This is a genomic window from Chryseobacterium scophthalmum, from assembly GCF_900143185.1.
GTDB classification, from domain to species: domain Bacteria; phylum Bacteroidota; class Bacteroidia; order Flavobacteriales; family Weeksellaceae; genus Chryseobacterium; species Chryseobacterium scophthalmum.
Genome location: NZ_FSRQ01000001.1, coordinates 2,038,930 through 2,056,853, shown reverse-complemented (window position 1 = coordinate 2,056,853; position 17,924 = coordinate 2,038,930). Strand labels below are relative to the sequence as shown.

Annotated in this window: 15 protein-coding genes; 7 read left to right on the top strand and 8 right to left on the bottom strand. The window is 31.4% G+C overall.

Annotation, left to right across the window (positions count from 1 at the left end):
* Positions 1–24 precede the first annotated feature (24 nt).
* Genes BUR17_RS09280 through BUR17_RS09265 form a run of 4 tightly spaced genes read left to right on the top strand, consistent with a single transcriptional unit; the run spans position 25 to position 5,498 of the window.
* The gene (locus BUR17_RS09280; RefSeq protein ID WP_317043309.1) at positions 25–1,071 is read left to right on the top strand and encodes a TerY-C metal binding domain-containing protein; all 1,047 of its coding nucleotides are present in this window, start codon (positions 25–27) and stop codon (positions 1,069–1,071) included.
* Complete coding sequence (locus BUR17_RS09275; protein WP_074230010.1) at positions 1,072–2,430, top strand: PP2C family serine/threonine-protein phosphatase; 1,359 nt, start codon at positions 1,072–1,074, stop codon at positions 2,428–2,430.
* A 10-nt stretch (positions 2,431–2,440) separates the two neighbouring features.
* The gene (locus tag BUR17_RS09270) at positions 2,441–3,970 is read left to right on the top strand and encodes a hypothetical protein (RefSeq protein ID WP_074230009.1); all 1,530 of its coding nucleotides are present in this window, start codon (positions 2,441–2,443) and stop codon (positions 3,968–3,970) included.
* Between the two features lie 13 nt (positions 3,971–3,983).
* Complete coding sequence (locus tag BUR17_RS09265; protein WP_074230008.1) at positions 3,984–5,498, top strand: helix-hairpin-helix domain-containing protein; 1,515 nt, start codon at positions 3,984–3,986, stop codon at positions 5,496–5,498.
* 113 nt (positions 5,499–5,611) lie between these two features.
* Here BUR17_RS09265 and tyrS read toward each other — a convergent pair whose 3' ends face one another.
* Both tyrS and BUR17_RS09255 read right to left on the bottom strand, forming a co-directional pair.
* Positions 5,612–6,811 (bottom strand): tyrosine--tRNA ligase, encoded by a 1,200-nt coding sequence (gene tyrS, locus BUR17_RS09260; RefSeq protein ID WP_074230007.1) that lies wholly within the window; start codon positions 6,809–6,811, stop codon positions 5,612–5,614.
* Positions 6,812–7,008: 197 nt separating this feature from the next.
* On the bottom strand, positions 7,009–7,632 hold the full coding sequence (locus BUR17_RS09255) for a TetR/AcrR family transcriptional regulator (protein WP_074230006.1): 624 nt from the start codon (positions 7,630–7,632) through the stop codon (positions 7,009–7,011).
* Between the two features lie 216 nt (positions 7,633–7,848).
* On the opposite strand from BUR17_RS09255, the gene BUR17_RS20995 reads away from it, so the two are divergent.
* A complete protein-coding gene (locus BUR17_RS20995) occupies positions 7,849–8,205 on the top strand; it encodes a hypothetical protein (protein WP_228418652.1) in 357 nt (118 codons plus the stop codon).
* Positions 8,206–8,235: 30 nt separating this feature from the next.
* Here BUR17_RS20995 and BUR17_RS09245 read toward each other — a convergent pair whose 3' ends face one another.
* From BUR17_RS09245 to BUR17_RS09230, 4 genes are all read right to left on the bottom strand, one after another.
* Positions 8,236–9,099 (bottom strand): GLPGLI family protein, encoded by an 864-nt coding sequence (locus BUR17_RS09245; RefSeq protein WP_074230004.1) that lies wholly within the window; start codon positions 9,097–9,099, stop codon positions 8,236–8,238.
* A gap of 87 nt (positions 9,100–9,186) precedes the next feature.
* Positions 9,187–10,002, bottom strand: a complete 816-nt coding sequence (locus BUR17_RS09240; RefSeq protein ID WP_074230003.1) for a hypothetical protein — start codon at positions 10,000–10,002, stop codon at positions 9,187–9,189.
* Between the two features lie 144 nt (positions 10,003–10,146).
* Complete coding sequence (asnB, locus tag BUR17_RS09235) at positions 10,147–11,814, bottom strand: asparagine synthase B (protein WP_074230002.1); 1,668 nt, start codon at positions 11,812–11,814, stop codon at positions 10,147–10,149.
* A gap of 318 nt (positions 11,815–12,132) precedes the next feature.
* Positions 12,133–13,797 carry a GLPGLI family protein gene (locus BUR17_RS09230; protein WP_074230001.1) on the bottom strand — a complete coding sequence of 555 codons (1,665 nt, stop codon included), beginning with the start codon at positions 13,795–13,797 and terminating at the stop codon, positions 12,133–12,135.
* 118 nt (positions 13,798–13,915) lie between these two features.
* On the opposite strand from BUR17_RS09230, the gene BUR17_RS09225 reads away from it, so the two are divergent.
* Positions 13,916–14,872, top strand: a complete 957-nt coding sequence (locus BUR17_RS09225) for a hypothetical protein (protein WP_074230000.1) — start codon at positions 13,916–13,918, stop codon at positions 14,870–14,872.
* A 26-nt stretch (positions 14,873–14,898) separates the two neighbouring features.
* Here BUR17_RS09225 and BUR17_RS09220 read toward each other — a convergent pair whose 3' ends face one another.
* Positions 14,899–16,104: an RsmB/NOP family class I SAM-dependent RNA methyltransferase gene (locus BUR17_RS09220; RefSeq protein ID WP_074229999.1), complete on the bottom strand. Its 1,206-nt coding sequence runs from the start codon at positions 16,102–16,104 to the stop codon at positions 14,899–14,901.
* Positions 16,105–16,297: 193 nt separating this feature from the next.
* Between BUR17_RS09220 and BUR17_RS09215 the strand changes: the two genes are divergently transcribed.
* Positions 16,298–16,630, top strand: a complete 333-nt coding sequence (locus BUR17_RS09215) for a zinc ribbon domain-containing protein YjdM (protein WP_074229998.1) — start codon at positions 16,298–16,300, stop codon at positions 16,628–16,630.
* A gap of 289 nt (positions 16,631–16,919) precedes the next feature.
* On the opposite strand, the gene BUR17_RS09210 is transcribed toward BUR17_RS09215, so the two are convergent.
* Positions 16,920–17,855 carry a sulfate/molybdate ABC transporter ATP-binding protein gene (locus tag BUR17_RS09210; protein WP_074229997.1) on the bottom strand — a complete coding sequence of 312 codons (936 nt, stop codon included), beginning with the start codon at positions 17,853–17,855 and terminating at the stop codon, positions 16,920–16,922.
* Positions 17,856–17,924: the final 69 nt, after the last annotated feature.

Here is a 17,924-nt window from a genome sequence, read left to right as displayed (position 1 = left end):
ATTTAAAATCTTCTAAAATTAAAAATGATGAGAAGACTTCCCATTTATTTTTTGGTAGATATTTCCGAATCGATGATTGGTGAACCGATTGATCAGGTTCAGGAAGGTATTTCAACCATTGTAAGAGAATTGAAAAAAGATCCGTATTCATTAGAAACAGTCTGGATTTCCGTTGTTGGTTTTGCAGGTGAAGCAGAAGTAATTACACCGTTGCAGGATATTATTTCTTTTTATCCGCCAAAAATTCCTGTAGGAAGCGGAACTTCTTTGGCAAAAGGTCTCTTTAAAGTAATGGACTGTATCGACAAAGATATTGTAAAAACCACTTACGATAGAAAAGGCGACTGGAAACCTCTTGTTTTTCTTTTTACAGACGGAGTTCCTACTGATGACGCGCAAATCGCCATCGAAAAATGGAATAGAAACTATCACGGAAAATCAAACACGATTGCAATATCCATCGGTGATAACACCAATCATAAATTATTAGGCTCGCTTTCAGATAACGTTTTATTATTTAATAACAATTCTGAAAATTCTTACAAAGAGTTTTTCAAATGGGTGACAGATTCTATTAAAACGACAAGCCAGAGTGTGATGGAAGCGAATAAAGAAGGAATTAATTTATCTAAAATCGATCACAGTATTTTAGAAAAAGTTGATACTGAAGCTCAACAAAGATTTCCAGATAATAATTTTGTAGTGTTGAATGGAAAATGTTCAGACACAAAAAAATCGTATTTAATTAAATATAAAAAATCGTTTACCGACTCCGGTATTGCAGGAATGCAAACCCGATATTACCGATTGGAAGGAACGTACAGAATAGACGATGCTTCGTATTACCGACTTTCTTCGGCGCAGAAAAGCAGCCAGAAAATTTCTGTAGAAGAACTTCACGGTGCTCCTTCTTGTCCGCATTGTGCCAATCCGATTGCTTTAGCGACCTGTTCGTGTGGTGGAATTCATTGTTTAAAAGGCGAAGGCTACAATGAATGTCCTTGGTGTGGAACCGGAGATTATTACGGATTCAGCAATGAAGGTTTTGACATCAACCGAACTTTAGGCTAAATGGAAAATACAATCAGGCAGATTTTGAAAAATCACGATATCCATGATCGTAAAATATTGGATAAAGTAGTTTCAAAGCTGTTGACTCAAACGGAAATTCAAACTCATGTACAGCTGATTATAGAAGCTCAGAACAAAATTATGCAGGAAGCAATGATTTATAAAGAAAGAGAAGAATTTGCCGACGCATTTTTTCCGATTACCAACGCACATTCCAAGAAGAAATATGAATTTATTTTTCCGATGGAGCAGTTTCCGAATATCAGAATTAAAGATATTTCCGGTCTGGAATTGGCGGGTTTAAGCTTTGAAGAAAACAAGATTAAAGGAATACCTTTTGAAAGCGATACTTACGATTTGAAGATCGAGTTTTTCCATATTCAAGACGAACAAAATTCTGAATTTAAAAAAGCACAGCTTTTTGTGAATGCAGATCCAAAAGATTTGTGGAAAAACATTCCTTCCGATAAAGATGCGCCTTTTCACAATGCAGATGAAGCAATGTTTAAAGGCAGTTTTTCAGATAAAAAAATTGTGGTGGCTTCGCAAAGAGGTCGTTCTCATGCACATGAAGGAAAATTCAGAGATGATGATTTTGCGGTAAATGAATTACCCAATTCCTGGAATATTATTTCGGTTTCCGATGGAGCTGGTTCGGCGCAATTGGCGAGATATGGCTCTGAATTGGCAACGCAATCAATCAACGATTATTTTAAAAATACAGAAGTTTTAACCAAGCTTGATATTCATCTCAATGAAATTTTCAATTTAGAAAATGAGAATTCAGAAGCGAAACAAAATGTTATAAAAATTCTTTACCAAGGAGTTTCTGATACTTTTAAAACATTAAAAGATAAAGCAGAAGAACATTTTGTCACGTTGAAAGATTTACATTCTACTTTGATTTTTGCTTTGGTTAAAAAGTTTGATTTTGGATATATTATTTTAAGTTTTGGAGTGGGTGATTGTCCAATTAATTTGATTAATGAAGATGTTTCTGATGTTAAATTGCTGAACACAATGGACGTTGGCGAATTTGGAGGTGGAACCCGTTTTATTACAATGAATGAAATTTTTGATGATACTATTTCTTCACGTTTCAAAATTACGCATGCCAAAGACTTTTCTAAATTGGTTTTAATGACGGATGGAATTTACGACCCGAAATTTATCACCGAAAATAAACTGGAAGACATCGAAAGCTGGAAAGTTTTTTTTGAAGATTTAAATGGAAAAAATGAAGATGAAGCGAAAGTAGATTTTCAAAACGATGAAGGTATTGATGAACAATTACTTTCATGGATGGGTTTCTGGAGCAAAGGAAATCATGATGACAGAACTTTGGCGGTGATTTATTAATACTTTTTTTATGAAAAATATACTTCAAATTATCATTTTTATTTTATTCTCAAATTTCTGTCAATCTCAATCTTTCAATGTTAATCATCAAGAGATACAAATAAATATTGCGGGAAGACCTTCTCCTTGGTTAAAGTATAAAGATAAATTCTATTGTTATTTTAGCACAGATAATGATAAGTTTAGCTCAGGTTCAACCCATCATTTTTATATTATTGATGATGGAGGAAATATTGAAACTAAAATAAATGTACCTAAAGAATTACAAACATTTTATTATGATTTATATGTTAAGAATGATTCCATTTTTACCACAGCATATATGAGCCATGATACTTTCTATTTTGATGAGATTAATAAAAAATGGATCGAGACTAAAAAGGGAGAAGATCTATTTTATTCTGACGATAATTACAATGTTTATTCGTTAAATTTTGGAGAATGGGGAGGTGTGACTTGGTTTAAAAATAATAAAACAAATTATCAGTATGAGTTAGGAGGGGCAAGACCAATAGTTAATTCATTACACAATACTTATTACGTAACGCAAGGTAAAAGAATTCTAAAAATAACTGATCCTTCAAAAATGGAATTGAGTAAAGAACCTTACAATTATAAAAATGCGGTTCTTGATGAGCATTATTTTCGGGAAGGTAGTGGTTCTTTAAAAGGCACTGAAATTATTTATGAATACAAGAATGACGATTATTTCAGACCAAAATTTTCATTTGCTACTTCTTTTATTGCAGACAAAAAACTATTTAATATTTACACTGATAGTATTTCAACTAAAATAGGATTAGTTGAAAATCATCAATTAATTCCTGTATACGAGTTTCAAAAAGAGATTAAACCTTTTCAGTGGAATTATGATTGGAGAAATCCAATTCAAAATAATAAATATCAGACAATTCAATTTGCAACCGACAATCAGAATGAGTATGGAATAATTGAAATATCTGAAAATAATTTAATGGTCACAACCTTTAAGAACTCTTATAAAGAAAATGTTTGGAGTGAAAAAGCTATGGAGGAATGGTTTGAGAAAACTTTTGAATTTTATCTTAAAAATTTTGATAATTTATATCTTAAAGACATTGATGATTTGGAATTAAAAGTAAAATCTACAGATTTGACTCAAAATCATATGATGACACATTATTTGTTGAAAGACAGAGATATTCAAACTCCAAGAATTTATAGAAAAATAGAAGACGCGTCATTGAAATTGAACACAATGTATTATTATCAAACTAGCGATAAGTCTGTTAAATTAATTGAATTTGAATGGGGACGGAATAATAATAGATTTAATAATATTGAAGAAGCCATTGCCGATTCGTTCAAAGAGGATAATTATAAATCTTTTTATAAATCAAAATTTGTTTGGTTATCTGAATTTTTAATTAAAAAATTAGGTAAACCATCAAAAAATCAAAAAGATAAAACAAACGCTACACAGCAATGGTCTATAAAAGATAATGTAGTTGAACTTTTTTATAACGACAATTTGGTTCAAGTAACTCTTTATAAAAAATAAAGTAAAATCTTTCATGAAAAAAACAACCACCGTTTCCTCAATTTTAGACACTGCAAAATCTTATGAATATGTAGATGAAAACCCTGTAAAAGGCGGGGTCAAAGATGTTTATTTTTCTCCTGACAGAAAATATGTGGTGGCTTTTTACAGAACACCTTTGGAGAACGAACAAAAAGAGAGAATCAAAAGAATTGTTTCTACCTATTTGGTGAATATTCAAAACGGAAACGCTTCAGAATATTATCTGGATGAGGTTTTCAGGTGGCCTTATGATATTGTTCAGAAAAATAATCTGACGGGAATTGTTGTTCCTATTTACAGTCAGAAATTCTTTTTTGCGAAAGGATATTTTGGTTCAGATAATATTGCAGGAGGTGATAAAGTGGGGAAGTGGTTTACGGCTCCAATGTTTAGAAACCAGCATTATCCGCTTCGCTTAGATAAATCGGAATTGGGAGATTGGTTAAGTTATTTTCAAATCGCTATCAATATTACTAGAGGAATTAAAAAGTTGCATCAGATGGGTTTGGCGCATTCAGACCTTTCTTATAATAATATTTTAGTAGATCCGGTGACGAAATCTGCCTGTATTATTGATATTGACGGTTTGGTAGTTCCCAAACTGTTTCCGCCCGAAGTCATCGGAACTGCAGATTTTATTGCTCCTGAAGTTTTAAAAACAAAACATTTGCACCTGCATGATCCCGGAAGACAGCTTCCGAATCAGAAGACCGATCTTCATGCTTTGGCGGTTCTTATTTATATGTATCTTCTTCGCCGTCATCCTTTGAGAGGCGGTAAAATCTGGGATCTGGATTCTGAAAAAGATGAGATATTATCAATGGGTGAAAAAGCTCTTTTTGTAGAGCATCCAACCGATTCGACCAATAAAGTGCGAACTGAATATCTTAAAAAATGGGATGCTTTCTGGGGTGATCCGAATAAAATTCCTTACACCGTTACTGGACCTTATTTGTCTGAATTATTTAGAAAAGCTTTTATTGATGGTCTTCATGATCCGATTAAAAGACCTTTGGCAAATGAATGGGAAACGGCTTTACTGAAGACCGTAGATTTAATTCAGCCTTGTCATAACCCTGAATGTAACGAGAAATGGTATGTTTTCGATAATACCCAAACTCCGAGATGTCCGTTCTGTGGAACTTCACACAAAGGAAGTTTACCTGTCCTCGATTTGTATTTTAAATATGATGATGAGGTTTGGAAGCCTGAAAATCATCGATTAATGGTCTATCATAATCAGTATTTATTCAAATGGCACGTTTCAAGAAAAATAATCCGCAATGAAAGTCTGATTTTTGAAGATAAAAAACCGGTCGGATATTTTACTTTTTATCAGGATAAATGGGTTTTGGTGAATCAAACCTTAACTTCTATGAAAGATTTGACCGAACAAAAAGAGATTCCGCCCAATTCAATGGTTGAATTGTCTGAAGGCAAAAAAATATTGCTTTCTAATGAAGAAGGCGGAAGAATTATTTATGTGACGATGGCGAATAATCAATAGGAGCGGGCTTTAGCCCGCTTTTTTAATCGTAAAACTCATTGGCTTTAGCCAAATTTTATATATTCTCTTTAAAAGTATTTTTGGTTTAAATAAACTAATAGTTTGCTAAAGATTTACACCAATTCAAAAAAATCTCTTTTCCCAATTTTAATTTTCGTCTCTTTTAAAAGCTTAATTTCTGTATTCGAATTTGTAATTTTTACATTGTTAATTTGAATTCCACCGTTTTCAATTAATCTTCTTATAAAAGATTTACTTTCGTTATTTTTCAAATGATGACAAAGCTCAATCAAGCTGATTTTTGATTGATTTGGAAATAAAGATTCAATAGAAATTGGTTCAAATACTTTCTCTTCAAAATTTTTGTTTTGAAACTGATTGCTAAAAAACTGTTCAGCAAGTTCAGCCGATTTTTCATTGTGGTATTGAGAAATAATATTTTTCGCAATGATTTTTTTAATGTTCATTGGGTTTTCTCCATCAGAAATTCTCAATTTTAAATTTTGCTTTTCTGCATTTGAAAGATCTGTGGTCAAATCAATAAATTCATTGATCATAGCATCAGGAATTGACATTGTTTTTCCAAACATTTCGTTGGGTTCGTCTGTTAATCCAATAATATTATTGAGCGATTTGCTCATTTTCTCTTTTCCGTCGAGTCCTTTTAATAAAGGCATACACATCACAATTTGTGGTGATATTTGATGAGCTTCCTGCAATTGTCTTCCCATCGTACAATTGAAAAGCTGATCGGTTCCGCCCATTTCAATGTCTGCTTGGATTTTTACTGAATCAAATCCCTGTAAAATTGGGTACACCAATTCATGCATTGCAATCGGATAGTTTTCAGAAAATCTTTTATTGAAGTCATTTCTGTGCATCAGTTGAGCTACTGTAACTTTTGAAATCAACTGAATAACATCTGAAAAATTCAGAGAATCTAACCAATCAGAATTGAAAACAATTTTCGTTTTTTCTACATTAATTACTTTTGAAAGCTGGTTGATGTACGTTTCTGCATTATGCTGAACTTCTTCTGTGCTTAAAGGTTTTCTGGCTTTGTTTTTCCCGGTCGGATCACCGATTCTTGCCGTAAAACTTCCTACAATAATAATGATTTGATGTCCTAAATTCTGAAACTGTTTCAGTTTTTTCAAAACAACAGCATGTCCCAAATGTAAATCCGGAGCAGTGGGATCAAAACCAAGTTTGATGATGAGTTTTCTGTTTTCTTCTTCGGCTTGTTTTAATTTCTGTTCCAAACCGTTTTCTGGTAGAATAATTTCTACATTTTCTTTTAATGTGTGTATCATTTTGTTGAATTTTAAGCATAAAAAAGCCCGAACAAATCTGTTCGGGCTCATCAATATTGTTAATTTAAATTTTATTGAATGTTAGATATAGAAATACTTCCCGAACGATAGAACGGGTAATAATAAGTACTGAAAAACGGTAAACGTAAAATGCTGTTTAAGTGTTTCATTGTTTGGCAAAGATAAGAAGTTTAAATTTAACTTTTAATGTAATTAAGTTCATACAACTTTTGTTGCTCATCAGTAAGAAAAGGGTAAAATAAATTTAAAAAAATAATAGAGTAGTGTTTTATCGATTCTTCTTTGTTTAATTTTAAAGTAAGACTGTTAAAGGTGATCCAGTTATCTCCGATGATAAAAATCTGTGTAACCAGTGATTCTAAAATGAAATTTGGAATATTTTCTTTGAAAATTCTGTCTTCCTGAAAATCTTTAAAAATAGATTGAAATTCTTCTTTTCTTATGATATTCAATTGAGCATATTGCGATTCTATGGCTGGAATTTTTCTTAAAATGTCTACAAAATTCAGAAAAATAAATCGGTAAGTGTATAAAATTTCACAAGATGACTGAGTATAATTATAAAGGTCTGAAAGATCTTTTTTTTGAATATTTTTCAGGTTTTCCAGTAAATGATCCATGTCTAATTTTAGATTAGTAAAAAAATGGATAATTAAATCTTCTGAATGTTTAAAATGATAATGCAGATTTCCCGCACTGATTTTCATTTCAGTAGCAATATCTCTTGTAGTGACGTTGTTGTAGCCTTTTTCGTTAAAGAGATTTAAAGCGGTTTGCAAGATTTTATCTTTGGTTTTCATCAGTCAAATATAATTAAGTTTTGTAAAATTAGAACATTTGTTCTAATTTTACATATCTTTGCATCAGAATTTTTTTAAAATGGAAAATAAAAAAAGTTTTGATTACGAAAACACACCCGATAGAACCTCAGAAACATCTGCAAAAGCACAAGATATTATTGTGAAAATTTTACAGATTATTCTAGGTTTCATTATGGCTATATTTCACATGTGATGATGAAAGTTCCGTACTTTTTATTGGGAGGATTGGCTATTTGGCTGGGAATTTTTATTCTGCGAAAAAATAATATTATAATTCCCATAATCAATGATTATTTCACAGATTTTATTACGATTCCGTTGTACAGTTATGTTATCAAATATATAATGAATGATATTTTGAATCACCATTGGAAACCAGATTTTCAGTTTTATTTAAGCTCATTTATCTATATTTCTTTGTTATTCGAGTTAATTTGCCCAATCATTTCTCCAAGATTTACAAGTGACATTTTTGATGTTCTAGCCTATTTCTTGGGCGGATTTTCTTATTATTTATTTGAAAAATATAGAATGAAGATTTTCAGTTTTTAAAAATAATTATATTCTTAATAGAATTATAAATCACTGACAATCATTTTTCAACTCAATCGGATTTTCGAAATTTTTTAAAAACTCCAGTTGCTGTTTATCAAATTTTTCCTGATACTTTTTGTCGTTGGGATTTCCACCACCAATTGTATAGTTTGCAGTCCATCCGTTGTTGTTAATTTGAGTTTGGTAATTAAAAATAGAAGAAGGCTGTTTTTTATAATCTTCCCAGATTTTCTGATATTTTACTGAACTCAGTTTAATGGTGTTTGTAACTCCATAATTTCTTTCAGAAATATCATTAGTTTCTTTCGTGATAGATTTCATTTCATAGATAAATTCATTTTCTGCGTCTGTGATTTTTAAAATTAAACCAGGCAATCCAGAGAATTTATAAGGTCCATCCTGAACCGGAATTTCAGTAGTAAACCAGGCGATCCATTTTCTGCCACCAAATTCTGTTGCCGCTTTTTGAACAGAATAACCTAATAATTTATCTTTCGCAGAATTTATTTTCCAATTTATTTTGCATTCATTTTTCACCAAAAAAAGTTTGTCATATAATTGCTTTTGAAACAGAATCTCTTTATTGGTGTAGTTTTTAGAAATAACATCGTTGAATTTTGATTCTCCGTATTTGTAATTAAACGACATGCTTCCCTGTCCAATTTTTTTAAAGTCTTTTACGGTTTTAGTTTTTGTAGAATCATTTTTGAATTTAATATAAGAAAGAAAATCTGATGATTTATTTTCATTGATTAGCAAAGCAAAATCTTCATGCAAATATTCGGTTGCATTTTTCTGAGGTTTCCATTTGAAATCATAAACAGCTTTATAAGATTGAGCTGAGAAAATTCCGAATAAAAATAATGAGAAAAAACATGATTTTATTTTCATATTTAAGTGAGTTTTATTGTCGCTAATATAAATGAAAAAGCCCCGAAAATATTGTTTTTCGGGGCTTTTATTAAAAGATTAACTTTTTTATTTTCTCGGTTTTTCTACTCCGATCCATGCTTCACCTTCTCTTTTTACCTGGCTTAGGATGAATGTTTCAAAATCTTCTGTTTTGTATTCGATGTTATCTTTATTTTGCTCAAAAGGCATAATGTAGAAGAAATCTTTGTCTGTTTTGTCAGCTTTGCTTCCTTTTTTTACCGTAGGCATATATTTTCTTTCAAACTTATACTTCGGAAGATACTGTTTTACAGAAGCGTAAAATTTAGCATTGTCTTTTTCATTTGGAATGATGTCAACAATTTTAAATTTATCATTTTTCTTGTCAACCCAAAGATAGTAATTGGTTTCTTCTTTAGTTTTTTTGTTTAAAGAAGCAAATCCGAAAAATTCTTTAGGAACCAATTGCTTGATTTTTTCAGCATCTACTTTTGTAAAATATTCTCCCTGTGAAGGATCTACATACGTTTCCAGGTTATAAAGCAAAACTGCATTATTCTGGAAATTTTTGTTTTTGAAATATTGGTCTAGAGATAATTCTGCGGTATGTCTAAGCTCTTTTCCTCTGTCGTCCAATTTTTTTGTAGGATTTTGAGGGTTTACTTTTTTCACAAAGTTGTATAAAACAACAGGTTTTACATCAGCAAGGTGAGGATATGTTTTAAGCTGTTCAGCTTTTACCAACCAATAATATTGCTGATAATAATCGTCTTTATCAACAGGTTTTACAGTTTTATAAGAAAGAGCTAGTTTTTTAGAATTGAGAACTTTTCCGTATTTACCTTGTCCGAAAGCTAAGCTTGTACACAGTAAAGCAAAAAAAATAGTAATGTTTCTTTTCATTTTACAACAGAGATTATTTTTATTTTCCAAATATAATTATTTATTAGATAATAAGTTTAATACTTAGTTAAATTATGCAAATATTATTGATTTTATTGAATAAAAAATCCTGTACGAATACAGGATTGATAAATTTTATAGATTTTAATAAGAAGTTTCGTGCACTTTTACGGCTCTTCCACTTGGGTCGTTCATCTTTTTAAATGCTTCATCCCATTCTAATGCGATAGGAGTGGAGCACGCAACTGAAGGAACCGAAGGAACTGTTGCAGCCGCAGTTTCACTTGGGAAATGCTCTTCAAAAATTGTTCTGTAGCGATATTCTTCTTTATTTTGCGGTGTGTTTAAAGGAAATTTGAATTTCGCATTCGCCATCATTTCATCAGTAACATATTTTTCGGCAATATCTTTTAAAGTGTCGATCCATGAATAACCAACTCCGTCTGAGAACTGTTCTTTCTGTCTCCAAGCAATAGATTCAGGTAAAAGATCTTCGAATGCTTTTCTTAAAACCCATTTTTCAATTTTTCCTTCTTCTTTGCGAATCATTTTATCTTCCGGGTTTACATTCATCGCAATATCCATAAATTCTTTATCCAAAAACGGAACTCTGCCTTCAATTCCCCAACTCATCAATGCTTTGTTGGCTCTTAAACAATCATATAAGTGAAGTTTGCTAAGTTTTCTTACCGTTTCATCGTGAAATTCTTTTGCATTCGGAGCTTTATGGAAATATAAATATCCACCAAATAATTCATCTGCACCTTCACCAGAAAGTACCATTTTGATTCCCATAGATTTTATGACTCTAGCTAAAAGGTACATCGGAGTGGAAGCTCGAATTGTTGTCACATCATAAGTTTCCAAATGATAAATCACGTCACGGATCGCATCTAAGCCTTCCTGAACGGTAAAGTTAACTTCATGATGAATAGAACCTATATGTTCTGCAGCTTTTTTCGCTGCAGCCAAATCAGGAGAACCAACCAATCCAACGGCAAAACTATGCAATCTTGGATACCACGCTTCTTGAGTATCGCCACTTTCTATTCTCTGTCTTGCAAATTTTGCGGTAACGGCAGAAATAATAGATGAGTCTAAACCTCCTGAAAGCAGAACTCCATAAGGAACATCACTCATCAATTGTCTGTGAACGGCATCTTCCAGTCCTTTTCTGATAGCCTGAATATCTGTAACATTATCTTTTACAGCATCGAAGTTTTCCCAGTCTCTTTTGTACCATTGCTGAAGTTCGTGTCCTTCAATACTATATAAATAATGTCCTGGTAAAAAAGTTTCAATTTTTTTGCAGATTCCTTCTAAAGCTTTCAATTCTGAAGCAACGTAATAATTTCCTTCTCTGTCCCAACCTTGATAAAGCGGGCAAATTCCCATATGATCTCTTGCAATGAGGTAAGTGTTATTTTCAATGTCGTATAATGCAAAAGCAAAAATACCGTTAAGTTTTTCAATAAAATCTTTTCCGTATTTCTGGTAAAGAGCAATAATGACTTCGCAGTCAGACTCGGTTTGAAATTCATAATCAGGGAATTCTTTTTTTAATTCTCTGTGGTTATAAATTTCACCGTTTACGGCAAGTACAATTTTTCCATCTTTTGAAAATAGAGGTTGTTTTCCGGAAGCCGGATCTACGATAGCAAGTCTTTCATGAGAAAAAACAACTTTTTCACTTTGAAAAACTCCACTCCAATCGGGACCACGGTGACGGATTTTTTTAGACATTTCAAGAACCTGAGGTCTTAGTATTTCGGTTGACTGTTTTGCGTCAAATAAGCAAACGATTCCACACATGTTATATTTATTTGATACAAAACTAAGTATGTGGTTTAAAAATTGCAATAAAAATCTATAAATAATTTATATTTTTAATTTATTTTTGATTTTTAATTTAAAAAATTAATTAAAATAGTTAAAATATAGTACTTGAAAGAATTTTTTTCACAATAGAAAAACAACTATGTTTCATAAAGAAACAATAATTAACATAAATATTTTTTAATTTATTATTTGTAATTCAAATATTTTTCTCACCTTTGTTGCTCGAAATAATTTTTTTTCATCATTTGTGTTTTTACCTCCTTGTAATAATATTGCAAGGAGGTTTTGTTTTTACTCATTTCCTAATAAAACGCCTGAAATATTCCATGCACTGAAGCTTGTTCCTTCCGGTTCTCCCTGCGGAATTTTCACCTGAATTGTATGTTTTCCAGCTTTTAAATCACCTAAAGAAATAAAGTTTGGATTGGTTACCGTTCCGGGACACCAATTTGATCTGCTTAAATCTGAAGAAGAAAGTCCGTCTGCGAAATTTCCGGAAGCCGGATTAAATAATCGGTAAGACCCGCATTCTGTTCTCCAAGGTGTAAATGAAAATGCCATTTTTCCGTCTAAATAAATTGAATTGGCTTTCGGGATAAATTCGTCACCATTTTCCCAACCTCCATGTCCGGTTGTAATGTATCTTAACTGTGCATTTTTAAGATCTTTTTCTAAATTAAATTCCACAAAAAGTCCTTTATCATTATTAAACATTGTTGCATAATCCTGACCCGCCATTTCCATAATATTAGTCGTGTTGAAAAGCGGAATGACCTTATTATTTTTATTAACAATTTGTTCGCTGTTATGAATCGTAATATCTAAACTTACTTTGTGACCGCCTTTATCGTAATTACCGATAAAAGTTCCAATCCAAAGTTCTTTTTCTGAAAGGGAAGGTTTTAATTCGGTAATATCCTGACGAAACGGACTTACCGTTTGCCAAGTTTTATCCTTTAATTCAATATGATTGAACTTGTTGATTCCGAAAGCGGTAAAAAATCTCATTAATTCAACCGTCGGTTGATAATTTTGATTGGAAACAACTCCGTAATATTGTTTTCCGTTTCCATTTTCATAAACAGGAAGTGTTTTTGCTCCTTTTTCTAAACCATCAAAAAATGTCTGCGATTTTTCTTCAGGAATAAAAAATACAGTTCCGGTTCTGTCGTAAGCGTCACCGTTGGATTGTTGTTTCAGTTCCACAAAAATATTATCGCCCAGAGCAATTTTTGGAAACTTTACCTTTTTTAAAATAATTGTTCCGTTGGCAAATCTTTTTATTTTTTCATCAGATTTTGACTGATCTGAGAAATTGATAATTTCATTTTCAAAAACTTTTAACGTCGTAAATCTGCTTTTCCAAAGTAGATCTTTGTAGCTCAATAAATCTTTAGTAGGAATCGTTTTATTAATAATCTTGTCAATTCCTGTTGTTTTAATTTTCTTTAAAGAAACTGCGGTTGTTGCAGAATTTCCGTTTCTTTCAACCTGTAAAACCAAGCCTAAGTTTTGTCCTAAACTTGATGGTCCGCCTTTTATTTTTAAATCATTGGTGTACCAAACTTCAATGGTATTCGAATTGATTTTTGTAACCGCTTTTTTACAGTTGTAGCCTAAGATCTTTTTAGTCTGTGTCGTTAATTCAAATTCCTGTTTAGCAATCGATTCTCTGTCTGAAGTGGAAATAGCTTCATTCGGTTTTAAAAATGCATAAGAAACAATTGTGTTCGAAGGTTTTTCAATTTTACTGATTTCAAAAGGATAATCGCTTTTTCGTTCTTTAATTTTTGTATTTAAAATAAAGTTTTCATTTTCATTTACCCAAACAATTGTCTGGTTCTGATTGGGTTGAGTTTTTCCGTTGTACGAACTTTCATATTGAATTTCGTAAGTCTGCGAAAAACTCAAAACAGATAATAAAATAAAAAAACTTGCTAAAATAGATTTAAACATAATGTATTGATGGTTTTTACAAAGGTAATTTATACTTGATGATTTGTCAAATCTCTTTGTAATGGTTTAGATGTAAAATATTAATTTTAGAATTTCGTTTACCGTTTAAACTAAAAACATGAAGTCTATTTTTTCTTTACTTATTTTTTTATTTTTTTCTAATTATTGTCATGCTCATAAGCCTAAAGTTAAAGTTGAGAGATTCGGGAGTGTGAAAACTTTTTTCAGATCAGGATTCAATTTCGGAGATAAAATAATAGAATCTCAGGAAATGAAAATTCATATTATTGGAAAGCTATCTCAAATTATTTCGAAAAGATTAAATCTTAAAGACACTTTAATGATTGAATATGATAGGAGCTACAATAAAAATAAACTGACTATCTTAGAAAATGATAATTCAAATTATAAGGTTTTAGGCTTGACGGAAGGAAGTGTAATCAAGAGTAACGAAAAAGGAATAGCAGTAAGAATTATTGCTGAAAATGTAAATATTACAGATGTTTTAAAACTGGTGGAATATACTATTCTTAACAGAAAAAAGATAAATAAATTTTTAATTCCTACAGATCATAATTATAGCTACAATGATGAAAATATAATTACTGTTCTTGCTAACTCTGATGATTTTATTCAAAAGATCACTAAAAAGCAGTCAAATTTAATTGATGAAATAATCAACAACGAAGTTGAGTTGTTGAATAATGGTTTTTCAAAAACGAAAATTTCATGGAAGAATGGAGAATTTATATTTGGTATTAATGATATTCCACCAACAAAAGGGAATTATTTAAAGCTTGAAACTGAAAAATATACTATAAAAGATTTCAAATATTATGTAGAAAATACTTGGAATGATTTCTTTGTTATTTTCAATGATTCAAACTGTTTCACTTACTTTGATGGTAGAAAAGAAAATACTTTTTCACAAAAGCTTGATGAAAAGATTAGCGATTTTTATCCTTTCAGATTAAATAAAGATAAAATATCAAACAAAATTTTATTAATTCCATTTAATAATGATAGTCTTTATGTTTATAAAATCAACAAAAAACTACTCCAAAAAATAGAGTAGTTTATGTATAATATGTTGAAATTATTTTAAGAAAGTCTTTCGATCAAAGCCATGTAAAATCCGTCGTAACCTTCGCTTGGCATTACTTTTTCGTCTTTAATCATTTTATAGTTAGGATTGTTTTTAATAAACTCTTCTACTTGCTTATTATTTTCAGAAGGTAAAATAGAGCATGTTGCATACACCATTTTTCCACCCACTTTCAGCATTTTAGAATAATCCTGCATGATTTGCTGTTGTTCTTTTTTAATTCTGTCGATAAAATCCTGGTCGATTTTCCATTTGCTGTCCGGATTTCTTTTTAAAACTCCTAAACCAGAACAAGGTGCATCAATCAAAAGTCGGTCTACTTTATCGTGAAGACGTTTGATTACTTTCGTATCAGAAATTACTCTTGTTTCGATGTTGTGAGCTCCGGCTCTTTTTGCACGACGTTTTAGCTCAACTAATTTCCATTCAAAAATATCTAAAGCGATAATCTGACCTTTGTTTTTCATTAAAGCAGCTATGTGAAGTGTTTTTCCACCTGCACCTGCACAAGCATCAACCACTCTTTGGCCTTCTTTTACATCAAGGAAATAACCGATTTTTTGTGAAGAAGCATCTTGTACTTCAAACAGACCTTCTTTGAAAGCTGTGGTAAGAAATACATTTTTCTTTTCCTCAAGCTGTACCGCATCAGGATAGTTTTTAATAGGATAAGAAACTACATTTTCGTGTGCAAGATCAGAAATAAGTTCTTTAGGAGTCGTTCTTAAAGAATTTGCTCTTAAAACAGTTGGTGCTTTTTCATTCAAAGCATGCATTTCTTTTTCCCATTTTTCGCCTAATTCTCTTTCCAGAGTTTCAACAAGCCATTCCGGAATAGAATGCTCAATAGCTTTTGTAGGAACGGTTCCTTTTCTAAGTTTTGTCGTAATGTCGGCAATTTTGATTCCTTCAAATTCTTCAAATCTTTTATAATTAGTCTTGCTCCAAAGAAGATAAGCGATGATTAGTTTATAGATGTTATTTGGTTTTACACCTTCACCCATATAATATTCAAGGCGTTTTTTCCAACGGATGATATTATAGAAAATCTCAGAAACAACGGCTCTATCTTGGCTTCCCCATTGTCTGTGGGATTTCAAAAGTCTTTCTATTACTTTATCCGCGTATTTGTTTTTTTCGAAAAAAGTTTCCTGTAAAGCATCGTGAATTCCGATTGCCAAGTTTCTGTGAATTAATTCCATAAATTGCTGTAAGCTGTTTGAATTTGCAAAAATACGAATTTAAGTTGAGAGTTAATGATTTGTAGTTATGAGTTATAAATTATGAGTTTAAGGAAAATTAAATTTAGACTAATTGATCTTTACTTTTGCCTAACTTCTAACTTCTAACTTCTAACTTCTAACTCAAAATACTACCTTTGCAAAAAAATATAATATGAGTGATGTAGTAATTTGTCCGAAATGTAGTTCTGAATTTACGTATGAGCAAGACGGTTTAATGGTTTGTTCACAATGCTTCCACGAATGGGATCCTAAAGAAGCGGGAAATGAAGATCAGATTTTAGACATCAATGGAAATGAACTTCAAAATGGAGATTCGGTAATTGTAATGAAAGATCTTCCGGTAAAAGGTGCTCCGAAACCAGTAAAAGCTGGAACTAAAGTAAAAAATATCCGTTTAAGACCAGACAGCGATCATAATATTGATTGTAAAATTGATGGTTTTGGTGCGATGGCTTTGAAATCTGAATTTGTAAAGAAAGCTTAATATATAAGCAATGTTGGTTTTTGGTAATTAGGATTGTCTTTCAACTAATTGCCAAAAATCAATAAAAAAAGGAAAGAATTGGACAGAGTAATCTTTCAAAGACGTGATTGCAATAAAGCTAATTTAGGTCTGGAAGGCAGAAAGAGAATTAACCAAAAATTTCCTTAAGCTGTTGTCTTACAAATGTATAAAGATATTTTATAAGAAAAAGGCTAAATCGTTGAAAATTATCCACATACTAACATTAAGAGACTTAATGTTTTCTTAATAATAAGTTTTAAAGAAGGTACTAATCGAAAGTAATTTTAATAAGCTTTTCAAGCTGATGATTACTAAACATCACCATTTCTCTGTTTCTGAATCTAATCTTATTCCAATAATGATTTCCTGCAAATCTGCTTTCTAAGACTTCTGCTTCAACACCATTTTCAGAAATCTTGATTTGATGCGGATAATAGAAAAATCTTGAAATCTGCAATTCTGAAATTTCATCTTCACTAAAAATATTTACTTCTCCAAAAAGTTTTGCAACATAAGGATTATAAGGGGCTTTATAGGTTTCTTCTGCGCTATTATTTTGAATCAGTCTTCCGTTTTGTAAAACGATAATTTGGTCAGTCCATGCAATAATATCCTGCAATTCGTGAGTAGAAATTACCAAAGAAATATTGTTTTCTTTTACATATCTGAACAGTTTTTCACGAAGCTCAATTTTTCTTGCAAAATCTAGATTGCTGAACGGTTCATCGAGCAAAAGCAACTTTGGAAGTACAGAAAGTGCTCTTGCAATGGCAACTCTTTGCTGTTGTCCGCCACTTAGATTTTTTGGTAAAACATCTGCAAATTCAACCAAGCCAACAACATCTAAAAGTTCTAAAACCGTTTCTTTTTTCTTGGCTAAATTGATATTAGAAATAAATTTCCCGACGTTATCTGCAACGGTTGCGTAAGGCATTAAATCAAAGTTTTGCGCAACAAATTTCATTTCAGCTTCACCCGGAACGAGATTTCCTTTCGGCCCCATCAGTTTTCTGCCTTCAAATACAATTTCACCCTGATTCCAGTCGTGTAATCCGTAGATAAGACTTAATAACGTAGATTTTCCGCAACCGCTTTCGCCTGCCAATGCAATAATTTTACCTTCATCCAGTTTCAGATTAAAGTTTTGAAAAAGCGGTTTTTCCTGAGAATGAGAAAAATATAAGTTGTTTATCTCTAATAGCATACTGCAAAAATAAGGGTTTTTGGGGAAGACTGGCATATTTTTAGTAATTTAGCCATGCATAAATTATAT

Bases quoted from the DNA above. Each gene is read 5' to 3' on its own strand.
- BUR17_RS09245 (WP_074230004.1), bottom strand. From the start codon at position 9,099: ATGAAAATAAAATCATGTTTTTTCTCATTATTTTTATTCGGAATTTTC.
- BUR17_RS09255 (WP_074230006.1), bottom strand. From the start codon at position 7,632: ATGAAAACCAAAGATAAAATCTTGCAAACCGCTTTAAATCTCTTTAAC.
- BUR17_RS09220 (WP_074229999.1), bottom strand. From the start codon at position 16,104: ATGGAATTAATTCACAGAAACTTGGCAATCGGAATTCACGATGCTTTA.
- BUR17_RS09275 (WP_074230010.1), top strand. From the start codon at position 1,072: ATGGAAAATACAATCAGGCAGATTTTGAAAAATCACGATATCCATGAT.
- BUR17_RS09210 (WP_074229997.1), bottom strand. From the start codon at position 17,855: ATGCTATTAGAGATAAACAACTTATATTTTTCTCATTCTCAGGAAAAA.
- BUR17_RS09240 (WP_074230003.1), bottom strand. From the start codon at position 10,002: ATGAAAAGAAACATTACTATTTTTTTTGCTTTACTGTGTACAAGCTTA.
- BUR17_RS09230 (WP_074230001.1), bottom strand. From the start codon at position 13,797: ATGTTTAAATCTATTTTAGCAAGTTTTTTTATTTTATTATCTGTTTTG.
- BUR17_RS20995 (WP_228418652.1), top strand. From the start codon at position 7,849: ATGAAAGTTCCGTACTTTTTATTGGGAGGATTGGCTATTTGGCTGGGA.
- BUR17_RS09215 (WP_074229998.1), top strand. From the start codon at position 16,298: ATGAGTGATGTAGTAATTTGTCCGAAATGTAGTTCTGAATTTACGTAT.
- BUR17_RS09265 (WP_074230008.1), top strand. From the start codon at position 3,984: ATGAAAAAAACAACCACCGTTTCCTCAATTTTAGACACTGCAAAATCT.
- BUR17_RS09280 (WP_317043309.1), top strand. From the start codon at position 25: ATGATGAGAAGACTTCCCATTTATTTTTTGGTAGATATTTCCGAATCG.
- BUR17_RS09225 (WP_074230000.1), top strand. From the start codon at position 13,916: ATGAAGTCTATTTTTTCTTTACTTATTTTTTTATTTTTTTCTAATTAT.
- asnB (WP_074230002.1), bottom strand. From the start codon at position 11,814: ATGTGTGGAATCGTTTGCTTATTTGACGCAAAACAGTCAACCGAAATA.
- tyrS (WP_074230007.1), bottom strand. From the start codon at position 6,811: ATGATACACACATTAAAAGAAAATGTAGAAATTATTCTACCAGAAAAC.
- BUR17_RS09270 (WP_074230009.1), top strand. From the start codon at position 2,441: ATGAAAAATATACTTCAAATTATCATTTTTATTTTATTCTCAAATTTC.